The following is a 13,616-nucleotide window of genomic DNA, read 5'->3' as shown; positions in this document are numbered from 1 at the left end:
CGTCCGCACCCCGGTAACCTCCCCCACCCGCCACGGTGGCGACCATGCTCCCACCAGGCCCCGTCAGCCTGCGAACAGCACCACGGCCACCACCCCGAGGACCAACAGCAGGAATACCCCGCCGACCAGCAGCGGACCCAGCAGCGACGGCGGAACCCGCGGCGGCCCGGCCGGACCGGACGCCTCCGCCCCCGGCCGCTCCGCGTCCGGCGCACCGTCACGTCCGGCCGTCCGGCGCCCCCGGGCCGGTCGGCGCGGCTGCGGCAGCGGCTGCGCCACCCGCTCCTCGGCCACCCGCTCCTCCGCCGTCGGCTCCGGCGCTCCCGCCAGCAGCTCCGCCAGCTCCAGCCGGATCTCCGCCGCGGTCGGCCGCCGCGCCGGGTCGGGCTGCACCAGCCGCTCGACCAGCGGTCCCAGCGGTCCGCAGGCCTCCGACGGCACCCGCCGGCCCTCCCGCACCGCCGTCACCAGCTCCGGCACCCCGCTCTCCGGGTACGGCGCGCGGCCGGTCGCCATCCGGTGCAGGAGCACCCCGAGCGCCCAGCAGTCGCCGGCCGGACCGCCGTCCAGCGGCCAGCGCTCCGCCACCGACCCGACCAGCTCGGCCCTGACCTCGTAGCGGCGCCTGCCGCCGGGGCCGCCCAGCTCCTCGGCCAGCACCTCCTCGGCCACCCCCGGGAGCAGCCCGCCCAGCAGCGCCGCGCCGTCCTCGCAGACCAGCACCGACTCGGCGGTCAGGTTCCCGTGCGTCAGTCCCGCGTCGTGCAGCGCCCGCAGCGCCGCGGCGAGGTCCGCCGCGATCTCCGCCGCCCGGTACGGCGGCAGCGGGCCCTCGGCGAGCACCGCGGCCAGCGGGCGCCCGGCCGGCCGTTCCTCGACCGTCCAGAGCAGCTCGCCCTCGACGAACGCCCCGGCCCCCTGGAGGATTCGCGGATGCCCCGGCGCGGCGGCACCGACCGCCGCCACCCGGCGCACCAGCCGCTCGCCCCGCTCGGACCCGGCGCCGTCCGCGTCCTGATCATCGGTCAGCGGCGCGGGCAGCTCCCACCCGCGCAACCGCACGACGTCGCCGCTGCGCTCGTCCACGGCGACCGTACTCAGCGCCTCCGGACGGTCCGTCAGCCGGTAACGCCCCGCCAGCACCTGCCCCGGGCCCGCTCGCATGCGTGTTCCTCTCCGCTCACCGCCCAAGCCTAGGCCCTGCCCGGCCGCGGGAGACGCCGCGCGTACCCCGGACTACCCTCGGTCCATGGACTGGACCGATCTGATCGACGCGGCCTTCGACGTGGCCGGCAACAGCAGCAGTGACAACCGGGCCGCAGCCCTGCGCTCCGTCCAGGCGAGCGTCGCCCCCGACGAGAAACCGATCGCCTCCACCGCCGGGCGCCACCCCGACCACTTCCGCAAGGGCGTGCTGGTCCTGACCACCCACCGGCTGCTCTTCCTCAAGGACGGCAAGCCCCCGGTTCCGGTTCCGCTCGAAGCGGTCACCGATGCGACCGTCACCAGGACCCGGATCAACGGCGAGGTGCTGCTGGTGGTTGCGCTCACCGGCTCGCACCGTTTCGAGGACGTGGTCAAGGCGGAGGTCTTCGCCGAACAGCTCCGCGCCGCCGCCCGGCTGGCCCGCGAGGCCTCCCGGAAGGCCCTCGCCGCCCCGGCTCCGGCCCCCGCCACCCCTGGCGCCGACCTGCTGGACCAGCTGGAACGCCTCGCCGCCCTGCGCACCGCGGGCGCCCTCACCGACGACGAGTTCACCCGTGCGAAGCAACGCCTGATCGGCTGACGGCCGGGGCCGCTCGGCCCCCTGGGGTCGGTCTACGGAGCCGGCTGGAAGGTGTCGAACGCGGTCTGGCGGACCTCGGCGTTCGCGGCCCAGTCGGCGTCCGGCGTCGTCCAGTAGATCGCGTAGCCGTACTTGGCCGGGGAGCCGGTGACGAAGCCCCGGTTCAGCGAGTGCATCCGCGGGTTGCCGCTGATCCACTCCCAGTCGGCGGCGTTGGTCCACTCCCGGTAGGCGACGGACTGCAGCTGCACCTGCTGGTAGTTGCTCACCTGGCCGCGCAGCCCCGGCTCGGCCTCCTGCCAGGCGCCGAGCGCGCTCGCCCCCGGGGTGGTCGTCCACTCGATCCGCAGGGTGCTGCCGTTGCCCTTGAAGGTGCGGCGGATCGACTCCGAGCTCGACAGCTGGAGCCAGTCGGGCAACACGATCGAGAAGCCGGCCGGGTCCTTGTACTCGTGGTACCCGGCCGGCACGACGGCCCCGGTCGGCGTCGGAGTCGGCGTCGGCGTGGGGGTCGGCGTGGGCGTGGGTGTCGGCGTCGGCGTGTCGCCCGGCGTCGGGGCGGGCTCGGGCGCCACGCTCTCCGCCGGGCCCGATCCCTCCGCAGCCGGGTCCGCCGGGGCGTCGCCCGGCGTGGTGGTGTCCGTGGCCGCCGCCACCGGACCGGTGTTGTTCGTGCCCGCCGCCGTGCCGTCGCCGGACCCGCCGAGCGCCTGGACCAGCGCGACCACGCCCGCGATCAGCAGCAGCACCACCACGACCGTCGCCACGGCCAGCCGCCGCCGGCCGGTGCGCGGGTCCGCGCCGGCCGCCTGGGTGGCGCCCAGCGTCCACTCACTGGTCACCGGCCGGGCCGCCTCGGTGTCCGGTCCCGACGGTCCGGACGGTCCCGACAGCTCCGACGACTCCGACGACTCCGACGGCTTCGCGGCCTCCGCCGCCTCCGCGGGCGCCACCGGCGACTCCCCGCTCCCGGCGTCCCCGGCCCGGCTGCCCACCCGGACCGTCCCGAGCAGCCCGCCGAGCGGCGGCTTCCCGCCGCCCTCCGCGACCGGCACCGCCTGCTCGGTGGTCGACTCGGCCCGCGCGGTCGACTCCGCGACCACCCGCTTGAGCATCGACCGGGTCTGCGAGGCGGTCAGCCGCTTCGCCGGGTCCTTGGCCAGCAGCCCCTCGATCACCGGCCCCAGCGCCCCGGCGTTCGCCGGGGTGGCCAGCTCCTCCGTCATCACCGCCGTCAGGGTGGCCAGCGCCGAGCCCCGGTCGTACGGCGGCCGGCCCTCGATCATCGCGTACAGCGTGCCGCCCAGCGACCACAGGTCGGCCGGCGGTCCGGGCTTCTGCCCCTGGGCCCGCTCCGGGGAGATGTAGGAGGGCGCGCCGACCAGCATGCCGGTGGAGGTCACCGAGGTGTCGCCCTCCACGCTGGCGATGCCGAAGTCGGTGAGCACCACCCGGCCGTCCTCGCCGATCAGCACATTGGACGGCTTGACGTCCCGGTGCAGGATGCCGAGCGCGTGCGCGGCGCTCAGCACGCCGAGCACGTCCAGCGCGATCTCCGCCGCCCGGGCCGGCGCCAGCGGGCCGTCCTCCCGGACCACGTCCGCCAGCGACCGGGACTCGACCAGCTCCATGACGATCCACGGCCGGTCGTCCTCCTCGACCACGTCGAAGACGGTGACCGCCGAGCTGTGCCGGATCCGTGCCGTCGCCTTGGCCTCGCGCAGGGTCCGGACGATCAGCCGGTGCTTCTCGTCCTCGTCCACGCTGGCGTTCATCCGCAGTTCCTTGACCGCGACCGTCCGGCCCAGCATCTCGTCCTCGGCGCGCCAGACGGTGCCCATGCCGCCGCGCCCGAGCACCGCGTTCAGCCGGTAGCGGCCGGCCAGGAGGCGGCCGGTGGAACCCTGCGCCTGGGTCATTCGGAACGTTCCCCCATGTGCTGCTGGCGGTCGTGATGACGGAACGTCGGACCGGCCTCGGGCCCGAACGCCCAAGCCTCCATCATCCCCTGTCCCGCGCGCCCCCGACCACCCGGCCCCCGGCCACCCTGGCACAGGTCCGGCCGGGGGCTGCGGTCCGTGCCCGATCCGTGATCGAAAACTCTGTCGATCCCGCTCCGGGCCCTGCTACCGTGCGGCAGCTCACCGTCTTTCCGGGGGGAACACGACGTCCATGACCGCATCCGCACCGGGCGCTGACGGCCAGTCGGTCCGGCCGCCCACGGCCCCGCACTTCTCGGTCGCACCGGAACCGGAGATCCCGGAGGGGTACGCGGCACCCGGCATGCCCGGCGCCCCGGTGGCCGGTTACCGCCCCGCCGACCCGGCCGCCGCCACCGACCCCGCCACCGCCACCGACGCGGCCGACGGCGCCGGACACGCCCCGGGAGGCCGTCGCCACCGGCACCGCACCGGCCCGGCCGTGGCGCTGGCCGTCCTCGCGATGCTGGCCGGCGCCGCGGCGTTCGGCTGCGCGCCGGCCCGGGCGGAGGCCACCGTCGGCTGGCTGGCCATCGCCCCGGCGGCGGCGGTCGCCTGGCCGCTGGGCCGGCTCGGCGGCCCGAACCGGCTGCTGCCGCCGCTCGGCGCCCTGCTGGCGTCCGGCGCGCTGCTCCTCGGCCAGTTACTGGGGCAGACCCGCAGGCTGCACGCACTGGCCGGCACCGGCTACGGGGAGCTGCTGCACGACGCCCTCCCGCTCTGGCGCGACGGCCGCCGCCCGCTGGACCTGGTCTTCTACGGCATCGCCGTGATCGGCGGCTTCCTCCTCACCCGCCGCGCCGCCACCCGCCAGTAGCCGCCCCGCACGGTTCGGGGCCCCCGCCGCATCGCGCGACGAGGGCCCCGGACCGGAGACGGCAAGGCCGGCTCAGCGGTGGTTGAGCGCCGGGTTGACGGTCACCTCGACCCGCTGGAACTCCTTGAGCTCGGTGTACCCGGTGGTCGCCATCGCCCGGCGCAGCGCGCCGAACAGGTTCATGGTGCCGTCCGGGGTGTGCGACGGGCCGGCGAGGATCTCCTCGGTGGTGCCGACGGTGCCGAGGTCCACCCGCTTGCCGCGCGGCAGCTCCTCGTGGACGGCCTCCATGCCCCAGTGGTAGCCCTTGCCGGGCGCGTCGGTGGCCCGGGCCAGCGCGGCGCCGATCATCACCGCGTCGGCGCCGCAGGCGACCGCCTTCGGGATGTCGCCGCTGTAGCCGACGCCACCGTCCGCGATGACGTGCACGTAGCGGCCGCCGGACTCGTCCATGTAGTCGCGGCGGGCGGCGGCCACGTCGGCGACCGCGGTGGCCATCGGCACCTGGATGCCGAGCACGTTGCGGGTGGTGTGCGCGGCGCCGCCGCCGAAGCCCACCAGCACGCCGGCCGCGCCGGTGCGCATGAGGTGCAGCGCGGCGGTGTAGGTGGCGCAGCCGCCGACGATGACCGGGACGTCCAGCTCGTAGATGAACTGCTTCAGGTTGAGCGGCTCGGCCGCACCGGAGACGTGCTCGGCGGAGACGGTGGTGCCGCGGATGACGAAGACGTCGACCCCGGCGTCCACGACGGCCTTGGAGAACTCGGCGGTGCGCTGCGGCGAGAGCGCGGCGGCGGTGACCACGCCGGAGTCGCGGACCTCCTGGATCCGCTGCTTGATCAGCTCGGCCTTGATCGGCTCGGCGTAGACCTCCTGGAGGCGGCGGGTCGCGGCGGACTCGTCGGTGATCGAGGCGATCTCGTCGAGCAGCGGCTGCGGGTCCTCGTAGCGGGTCCAGAGTCCTTCCAGGTTCAGCACGCCCAGGCCGCCGAGGCGGCCGATGGTGATGGCCTGCTGCGGGGAGACCACGCTGTCCATGGGAGCGGCCAGGAACGGCAGCTCGAAGCGGTAGGCGTCGATCTGCCAGGCGATCGAGACCTCCTTCGGGTCACGCGTACGGCGGCTGGGGACGACGGCGATGTCGTCGAAGGAGTACGCCCGACGGCCGCGCTTGCCTCGCCCGATCTCGATCTCAGTCACTTCGAGCCCTTCTGGTGGTGTTGCTCATGCCCGCCGGGTCACCCCGGCCGCCCCCCAGTATCCCGCACCCGCCTGCCGCCGCACGGCGCCGCCCGCCCCCCGGTCCCCCGGCGGGTGCCGTTCCGGACAGCCCGCGGGGCCCGCCACCCCTCGGTGGCGGGCCCCGCGGCGCGGTACCGGGATCAGCGGCGGGCGCTGTAGTTCGGCGCCTCGACGGTCATCTGGATGTCGTGCGGGTGGCTCTCCTTGAGGCCCGCCGAGGTGATCCGGACGAACCGGCCCTTGCTCTCCATCTCGGCGACGGTGGCCGCGCCGACGTAGCCCATGGTCTGGCGCAGGCCGCCGACCAGCTGGTGCAGCACCGCGGAGAGCGGGCCGCGGTAGGGCACCTGGCCCTCGATGCCCTCGGGGACGAGCTTGTCGTCCGAGGCGACCTCGGCCTGGAAGTAGCGGTCCTTGGAGTAGGACCGGCCCTGGCCGCGGGACTGCATGGCGCCCAGCGAGCCCATGCCGCGGTAGGACTTGAACTGCTTGCCGTTGATGAACATCAGCTCGCCCGGGGACTCCTCGCAGCCGGCCAGCAGCGAGCCGAGCATCACGGTGTCGGCACCGGCGGCGAGCGCCTTGCCGATGTCGCCGGAGTACTGCAGGCCGCCGTCGCCGATGACCGGGACGCCGGCCGCCTGACAGGCCACGGCGGCCTCGTAGATCGCGGTGACCTGCGGGACGCCGATGCCGGCGACCACGCGGGTGGTGCAGATGGAGCCCGGGCCGACGCCGACCTTGACGCCGTCCACGCCGGCGTCGATCAGCGCCTGGGCGCCGTCACGGGTGGCGACGTTGCCGCCGACCACGTCGACCTTGACGGCCGACTTGATCTTCTCGATCCAGGCCAGCGCGTTGTGGCTGTGGCCGTGCGAGGTGTCGACGACCAGGAAGTCCACGCCCGCCTCGACCAGGGCCTGGGCGCGGTCGAAGGCCTCGGCGCTGGCGCCGACGGCGGCACCGACCAGCAGCCGGCCCTCGGAGTCCTTGGCCGCGTTCGGGTACTGCTCGGCCTTGACGAAGTCCTTGACGGTGATGAGGCCCTTGATCCGGCCGTCGTCGTCGACCAGCGGCAGCTTCTCGATCTTGTGGCGGCGGAGCAGCGCCATGGCGTCGACGCCGGAGATGCCGACCTTGCCGGTGATCAGCGGCATCGGGGTCATGATCTCGCGGACCTGGCGGGTGCGGTCCGTCTCGAAGGCCATGTCGCGGTTGGTGACGATGCCGAGCAGCTTGCCGCTCTCGTCGGCGATCGGCACACCGGAGATCCGGAACTTGGCGCAGAGCGCGTCGGCCTCGGCGAGGGTGGTCTCCGGGCCGACCGTGATCGGGTCGGTGACCATGCCGGACTCGGAGCGCTTGACCAGGTCGACCTGGTTGGCCTGGTCCTCGACCGAGAGGTTGCGGTGCAGGACGCCGACGCCGCCCTGACGGGCCATCGCGATCGCCATCCGCGACTCGGTGACCTTGTCCATCGCCGCGGAGAGCAGCGGAATGTTGACGCGCACGTTGCGGGAGACCCGCGAGGAGGTGTCGACCTGGTTCGGCAGCACCTCGGACGCCCCCGGCAGCAGCAGGACGTCGTCGTACGTGAGTCCGAGCATCGCGAACTTCTCGGGTACGCCTGCGGCGTTGTAAGACATTTCGGGGGTACCTTCCGTGGCCGGCTCGATCAGCTCGCGCCCTGGGGGTGGGGGCGCTGTCATCAGCTCACTCGCTCGGACCGCCGAAAGCCCGGTGGCCGTTGGAGGATCCTCCAGGGGAAACCCGTGCGCACCTTCGAAACTTTGGCGACCCGCCCAGGCGCCGATACCCCATGGTACTGGCACCGCGAACGCGCTCTCGTGTGCCCTTGACAACAAAGGCCGGCCGTGAGCCATTCCGCTCGCCGGGGCCTGCCCTAGGAGGACTCCTCGGCGAGCGCCCGCAGCCGGCTCAGCGCGCGGTGCTGGGCGACCCGGACGGCCCCCGGCGACATCCCGAGCACCTCCCCGGTCTCCTCCGCCGAGAGCCCGGCGGCCACCCGCAGCAGCACCAGTTCGCGCTGCCGGGCCGGCAGGTTGGAGAGCAGCTCCTTCGCCCAGGCCGCGTCGCTGCTGAGCAGCGCCCGCTCCTCCGGGCCGAGCGCGTCGTCCGGCACCTCCGGCAGGTCGTCCTGCGGGATCACCGTCGAACCGGGCCCGCGCATCGCGGCCCGCTGCAGATCGGCGATCTTGTGCGCGGCGATCCCGTAGACGAAGGCCTCGAAGGGGCGCCCCTGGTCCTTGTACCGGGGCAGCGCGCAGAGCACCGCGACGCAGACCTCCTGCGCGATGTCGTCCACGTGGTGCCGGGCGCCGCCGGGCAGCCGGACGAGGCGGCCGCGGCAGTAGCGCAGGGCCAGCGGGTGGACGTGGGCGAGCAGCGCGTCGATCGCCGGCCCCTCGCCGCGGACGGCGGCCGCGACCAGTGCGGCGAGCGCGCCGGGCCCGTCGGCCGGATCCGCGTACGCCGGGTCGGGCCCGGGCGCGGAGGGCTCGGCCTCCACCGGGTCCGCCTCACCGGGAGCCCCGGCCACGTCGTCACGCATCGGTCCATGGTGCCTGGTCGCGCGGGAAAACGCGGCACCGCGTCCGGAGTTGTGCACCGGAACGTTATGCGGTGCCGCACCGGTCCGCACCACCGGCCACTCCTGCACCGTCCCGCCTCCCGCCCCACCGCCCGGGGTGGTCCCGTCCGCGGCGCCGTCCGCCGAGTCTCCTGCGGCTGCGTGGTTCGCCGCAGTTCCTGTCCGCTGGTCCCCGAGGTGCTCCACTCCTCCATGGTGCAACCTCGGGACCGTAACGTCACACGCCCCCGCGCGGACAATCGCGCGGAGCGTGCCGGAACCGGCGGCGCCGGCGGCGGTCAGCGGACCAGGCCCCAGCGGAAGCCCAGCGCCACCGCGTGCGCGCGGTCCGAGGCGCCGAGCTTCTTGAACAGGCGCCGGGCATGGGTCTTGACGGTGTCCTCGGAGAGGAACAGCTCACGACCGATCTCGGCGTTGCTGCGGCCGTGGCTCATGCCTTCGAGCACCTGGATCTCACGCGCCGTCAAGGTCGGCGCCGCGCCCATGTCGGGGCTGCGCAGCCGGCGGGGGGCGAGCCGCCAGGTCGGGTCGGCGAGCGCCTGGGTGACGGTGGCCCGCAGTTCGGCGCGCGAGGCGTCCTTGTGCAGGTACCCGCGGGCGCCCGCGGCGACCGCGAGGGCGACACCGTCGAGGTCCTCGGCGACGGTGAGCATGATGATCCGGGCACCCGGGTCGGCGGACAGCAGCCGCCGGACCGTCTCCACCCCGCCGAGGCCGGGCATCCGGACGTCCATCAGGACGAGATCGGATCGGTCGGCCACCCAGCGGCGGAGGACCTCCTCCCCGTTCGTCGCGGTGGTGACCCGGTCGACACCGGGTACGGTCGCGACCGCGCGGCGAAGCGCCTCGCGGGCGAGCGGGGAATCGTCGCAAACGAGAACGGAAGTCATGACCGTCGTCCTCCGCAGCTGATCCGCGTCACGTTGAGCCTCCTGGCTGGTACGAACCTCTCCGACACGGCCGATCGGCGACAGACTCCGTGCTGATCGCCTGAGATTCCCCGCGATCGTTCCCGACGTCCGGCGTCCGCTAACCGCCTCCGCACTTCCAACGACCATCACTCGAATGAGTTACGGCCTTCGGAGTCACCTCCACCACTGTACGTGGCCGACCCGTTACCGATCAGCCGCATCGCGGTGCACACGCCGCACTTTTGCGCAGCTCGCGCGCGGTCGGCGTACAACCCGCACACCCGCGCGGCTCCGCACGCGCCCGTCGGCCACCCGAATGCCACATCCGCGCCCGGCGGTCACCGGCCCGGCGGCCACGCCCACTTTGCCCGTTTTTCGAGCTTTTGTATGGTCATTGACTGTTGTGCCACTCTGTGGGTGACTTGTCCATGGAGTTGCCGTAAGTCATATTTCCAGGTGTCCACACCGCGCCGGACGCCCGCTGCGCCACCGCCGACGCAATCCGTCGGCGAGGCCCGCGGTCGACGACCTCTGAAGGGAATGAGCCATGGCAGATTTCTCCCGACTCCCCGGCCCCAACGCGGACCTCTGGGACTGGCAGCTCTCCGCGGCCTGCCGTGGCGTGGACAGCTCGCTCTTCTTCCACCCCGAGGGCGAGCGGGGTGCGGCCCGCAGTTCGCGCGAGGCGAGCGCCAAGGAGGTCTGCATGCGCTGCCCGGTACGCACCGAGTGCGCCGCGCACGCACTGGCCGTCCGCGAGCCGTACGGCGTCTGGGGAGGCCTGACCGAGGACGAACGCGAGGAGATGATGGGCCGTTCGCGCCACCGCCTGGTGGAGGTGCCGCTCGCCGCGCCGGGCGTGGTCCAGCAGTAGGACACCGGCTTCGCCCCACCGGGGAGAAACGTTTCTTCCCGGGGTGAGGCGCGCCCGGAGCCCGGCCGGGAGCCCGCGCCACCGCGGGCCCGGCGCGCCGACGGGTCAGCGCCCGGCCGCCGCCCCCGCCAGCCGCTCCAGCATCAGCGCCACCGCCGGCACCTCGGCGAGGTCCGGCAGGGTCAGCGCGACCACCTGCCGCACCGCCGGCGCTCCCGAGACGGCGTGCACCGCCACCGGCGCCACCCCGTCGGGGCGCACCGACTCCAGCGCCAGCCCGGGCAGCACCGCCACCCCGAGGCCGGCGGCCACCAGCCCGACCACCGCCGGGTAGTCGTCGGTCGCGAAGTCGATCCGCGGCTCGAAGCCGGCGCCCGCGCACAGCTCCACCAGGTGACCCCGGCACTGCGGGCAGCCGGCGATCCACTGCTCCCCCGCCAGCTCGGCCAGTTCCACCGGCCCGCCGCGCCCGGCCAGCCGGTGTCCCGCGGGCAGCAGCCCGACGAGCGGGTCGTCCAGCAACGGGGTGACCACCAGATCGGACCAGTCGGCTCCCGCGCTCAGCTGCTGGGCCTCCAGATTGGCCTCGGCGCGCGCCTCCCGGGGCATGCCGTGCGCGGGCGCGGGCGCCGGCGCGAGGGCGGATCCGGGGGCCTGCGGGTAGCGGAAGGCGAGCGCGACCTCGCACTCGCCGCCGCGCAGCATCGCCAGCGACTCCGGCGGCTCCGCCTCGACCAGCGACACGCGCACCCCCGGATGGCTGTCCCGCAGCCGGGCGACCGCCGGTGGCACCAGGGTGGAACTGGCGGTCGGGAAGGACACCAGCCGGACCCGTCCGGCCCGCAGCCCGGCGATCGCCGCGACCTCCTCCTCCGCGGCGGAGAGCCCGGCGAGGATCCCGGTGGCATGCTTGAGCAGGACCTTCCCGGCCTCGCTCAGCTGCATCCCGCGGCCCGAACGGACCACCAGCGGGGTGTCCACGGACTTCTCCAGCGCCTTCATCTGCTGGCTGATGGCGGGCTGGGTGCAGCCCAGCTCGCGGGCGGCCGCGGAGAAGGAGCCGGTGCGGGCGACGGCACGCAGGACGCGCAGGTGGCGGGCCTCGATCATGCCCCCAAGATATAAGGGATTCTTTGCAACACGCAAAATTCAACTGATAGTTGAAGAGTGGAACACGCCGCAGGCCCGGCCCGCCACCCCTCGCGGGGCGCGGACCGGGCCTGCGGTCAGTGGCTGCGGCCTCAGTGCGAGTGGCCGTGACCGCCGTGCGAGTGGCCGTGACCGTTGTCGGCCTCCTCCTCCTTCTTCTCCACCACGAGGGTCTCGGTGGTGAGCAGCAGGGAGGCGATCGAGGCGGCGTTCTCCAGGGCGGAGCGGGTGACCTTGACCGGGTCGATGACGCCGGCCTTCACCAGGTCGCCGTACTCGCCGGTGGCGGCGTTGTAGCCCTGGCCCTGCTCCAGATCGGCGACCTTGGAGGTGATGACGTAGCCCTCCAGGCCGGCGTTCTGGGCGATCCAGCGCAGCGGCTCGTGCAGCGCCTTGCGGACGACCGCGACACCGGTGGCCTCGTCGCCGGACAGGCCGAGGCCGTCGTTCAGCACCTTGGCGGCGTGGACCAGGGAGGCGCCACCACCGGCGACGATGCCCTCCTCGACCGCGGCGCGGGTCGCCGAGATGGCGTCCTCCAGGCGGTGCTTGCGCTCCTTGAGCTCCACCTCGGTGGCGGCACCGACGCGGATGACGCAGACGCCGCCGGCCAGCTTGGCCAGGCGCTCCTGCAGCTTCTCGCGGTCCCAGTCCGAGTCGGTGTTGGCGATCTCGCCCTTGATCTGGGCGACGCGGCCGGCCACGGCCTCGGACTCGCCGGCACCGTCGACGACGATCGTGTCGTCCTTGGTGACGGTCACGCGGCGGGCCGAGCCCAGCACGTCCAGACCGGCCTGGTCGAGCTTGAGGCCGACCTCCTCGGAGATCACGGTGCCGCCGGTCAGGACGGCCAGGTCGCCGAGGATCGCCTTGCGGCGGTCGCCGAAGCCCGGGGCCTTGACGGCCACCGCGTTGAAGGTGCCGCGGATCTTGTTCACCACGAGGGTGGACAGCGCCTCGCCGTCGACGTCCTCGGCGATGATCAGCAGCGGGCGGGAGGTGCCGCCCTGGAGGATCTTCTCCAGCAGCGGCAGCAGCTCCTGGATGGAGGAGATCTTGCCCTGGTTGATCAGGATGTACGGGTCCTCGAGGACCGCCTCCTGACGCTCCGCGTCGGTGACGAAGTACGGCGACAGGTAGCCCTTGTCGAACTGCATGCCCTCGGTGAAGTCCAGCTCCACACCGAAGGTGTTCGACTCCTCGACGGTGATGACACCGTCCTTGCCGACCTTGTCGATCGCCTCGGCGATCAGCTCGCCGACCTGGGCGTCCTGGGCGGACAGCGTGGCGACGGCGGCGACGTCGTCCTTGCCCTCGATCTCGCGGGCGACCGACAGCAGGTGCTCGGAGACGGCGGCGACGGCCTTGTCGATGCCCTTCTTCAGGGCGGCCGGGCCGGCGCCGGCGGCGACGTTGCGCAGACCCTCGTTGACCAGGGCCTGGGCCAGCACGGTGGCGGTGGTGGTGCCGTCACCCGCGACGTCGTTGGTCTTGGTGGCGACCTCCTTGACGAGCTGCGCGCCAAGGTTCTCGTACGGGTCGTCGAGCTCGACCTCACGGGCGATGGTGACACCGTCGTTGGTGATGGTCGGGGCGCCGAACTTCTTGTCGATGACGACGTTGCGGCCCTTGGGGCCGATGGTCACCTTGACGGTGTCGGCCAGCTTGTTGACACCGCGCTCCAGCGAGCGGCGGGCGTCCTCGTCGAACTGCAGGGTCTTCGCCATGTTCCCTATTCCCTCGGGGGTGCGGCCGTCGCGGCGGCCGCTCGACTACGTGAACCAACAGCCACGCCCCGGTCCCCTGTCACTAGGGACACGGATCCGGGGCGTGGCAGGACGCTTTACTTCTCGATGATGGCGAGAACGTCGCGGGCGGAGAGCACCAGGTACTCCTCGCCCTGGTACTTCACCTCGGTGCCGCCGTACTTCGAGTACAGGACGATGTCACCCACGGCGACGTCGAGCGGCAGACGCTGGCCGTCCTCGAAGCGGCCCGGGCCGACGGCCAGGACGACGCCCTCCTGGGGCTTCTCCTTGGCGGTGTCCGGGATAACCAGGCCGGAGGCCGTGGTGGTCTCGGCGTCGAGCGGCTGGACCACAATGCGGTCCTCGAGCGGCTTGATGGCAACCTTGCTGCTGGTGGTCACGTCCGAGCTCCCCTTCGGAGATTACGGGGTTTTCTAACGGGTAGGGGCGAACTCGCGCATCTGCCGTCGCGGGGGTCAGACACGCATTCTCGCGTTAG

General features: G+C 73.5%; 12 protein-coding genes. 3 read left to right on the top strand and 9 right to left on the bottom strand.

Going from position 1 to position 13,616, the window contains the following annotated elements; translation table 11 throughout:
• Positions 1 to 63: 63 nt before the first annotated feature.
• On the bottom strand, positions 64 to 1,164 hold the full coding sequence (locus ACFZBX_RS11945; RefSeq protein WP_391533263.1) for a protein kinase: 1,101 nt from the start codon (positions 1,162 to 1,164) through the stop codon (positions 64 to 66).
• A gap of 85 nt (positions 1,165 to 1,249) precedes the next feature.
• Between ACFZBX_RS11945 and ACFZBX_RS11940 the strand changes: the two genes are divergently transcribed.
• Positions 1,250 to 1,786, top strand: coding sequence for an SHOCT domain-containing protein (locus ACFZBX_RS11940; protein WP_391533262.1), 537 nt, complete (start codon positions 1,250 to 1,252; stop codon positions 1,784 to 1,786).
• Between the two features lie 32 nt (positions 1,787 to 1,818).
• Here the strand turns inward: ACFZBX_RS11940 and ACFZBX_RS11935 are convergent, their stop codons facing one another.
• The gene (locus ACFZBX_RS11935) at positions 1,819 to 3,705 is read right to left on the bottom strand and encodes a serine/threonine-protein kinase (protein ID WP_391533261.1); all 1,887 of its coding nucleotides are present in this window, start codon (positions 3,703 to 3,705) and stop codon (positions 1,819 to 1,821) included.
• A 253-nt stretch (positions 3,706 to 3,958) separates the two neighbouring features.
• Between ACFZBX_RS11935 and ACFZBX_RS11930 the strand changes: the two genes are divergently transcribed.
• Positions 3,959 to 4,582: a hypothetical protein gene (locus ACFZBX_RS11930; protein ID WP_391533260.1), complete on the top strand. Its 624-nt coding sequence runs from the start codon at positions 3,959 to 3,961 to the stop codon at positions 4,580 to 4,582.
• Positions 4,583 to 4,654: 72 nt separating this feature from the next.
• Here the strand turns inward: ACFZBX_RS11930 and ACFZBX_RS11925 are convergent, their stop codons facing one another.
• The 4 genes from ACFZBX_RS11925 to ACFZBX_RS11910 form a co-directional block, all read right to left on the bottom strand.
• Positions 4,655 to 5,782 carry a GuaB3 family IMP dehydrogenase-related protein gene (locus ACFZBX_RS11925; protein WP_391533259.1) on the bottom strand — a complete coding sequence of 376 codons (1,128 nt, stop codon included), beginning with the start codon at positions 5,780 to 5,782 and terminating at the stop codon, positions 4,655 to 4,657.
• A 182-nt stretch (positions 5,783 to 5,964) separates the two neighbouring features.
• On the bottom strand, positions 5,965 to 7,470 hold the full coding sequence (gene guaB, locus ACFZBX_RS11920; RefSeq protein WP_391533258.1) for an IMP dehydrogenase: 1,506 nt from the start codon (positions 7,468 to 7,470) through the stop codon (positions 5,965 to 5,967).
• 257 nt (positions 7,471 to 7,727) lie between these two features.
• Positions 7,728 to 8,396 carry an RNA polymerase sigma factor ShbA gene (gene shbA / locus ACFZBX_RS11915; RefSeq protein WP_391533257.1) on the bottom strand — a complete coding sequence of 223 codons (669 nt, stop codon included), beginning with the start codon at positions 8,394 to 8,396 and terminating at the stop codon, positions 7,728 to 7,730.
• A gap of 317 nt (positions 8,397 to 8,713) precedes the next feature.
• Positions 8,714 to 9,325, bottom strand: coding sequence for a response regulator transcription factor (locus tag ACFZBX_RS11910; protein WP_014136228.1), 612 nt, complete (start codon positions 9,323 to 9,325; stop codon positions 8,714 to 8,716).
• Between the two features lie 568 nt (positions 9,326 to 9,893).
• On the opposite strand from ACFZBX_RS11910, the gene ACFZBX_RS11905 reads away from it, so the two are divergent.
• The gene (locus ACFZBX_RS11905) at positions 9,894 to 10,220 is read left to right on the top strand and encodes a WhiB family transcriptional regulator (protein ID WP_391533256.1); all 327 of its coding nucleotides are present in this window, start codon (positions 9,894 to 9,896) and stop codon (positions 10,218 to 10,220) included.
• A 105-nt stretch (positions 10,221 to 10,325) separates the two neighbouring features.
• Here ACFZBX_RS11905 and ACFZBX_RS11900 read toward each other — a convergent pair whose 3' ends face one another.
• From ACFZBX_RS11900 to groES, 3 genes are all read right to left on the bottom strand, one after another.
• Complete coding sequence (locus ACFZBX_RS11900) at positions 10,326 to 11,330, bottom strand: LysR substrate-binding domain-containing protein (RefSeq protein ID WP_391533254.1); 1,005 nt, start codon at positions 11,328 to 11,330, stop codon at positions 10,326 to 10,328.
• 131 nt (positions 11,331 to 11,461) lie between these two features.
• Entirely contained in the window at positions 11,462 to 13,096 is a 1,635-nt protein-coding gene (gene groL / locus ACFZBX_RS11895; protein WP_391533252.1) for a chaperonin GroEL, read from the bottom strand.
• Positions 13,097 to 13,212: 116 nt separating this feature from the next.
• Entirely contained in the window at positions 13,213 to 13,518 is a 306-nt protein-coding gene (groES, locus tag ACFZBX_RS11890; protein ID WP_014136232.1) for a co-chaperone GroES, read from the bottom strand.
• Between the last annotated feature and the right edge of the window lie 98 nt (positions 13,519 to 13,616).

Origin of the sequence: Kitasatospora sp. NPDC008115 (genome assembly GCF_042957205.1) — a bacterium.
Taxonomy (GTDB): Bacteria; Actinomycetota; Actinomycetes; order Streptomycetales; family Streptomycetaceae; genus Kitasatospora.
This window is presented reverse-complemented; position numbering and strand designations above follow the sequence as displayed.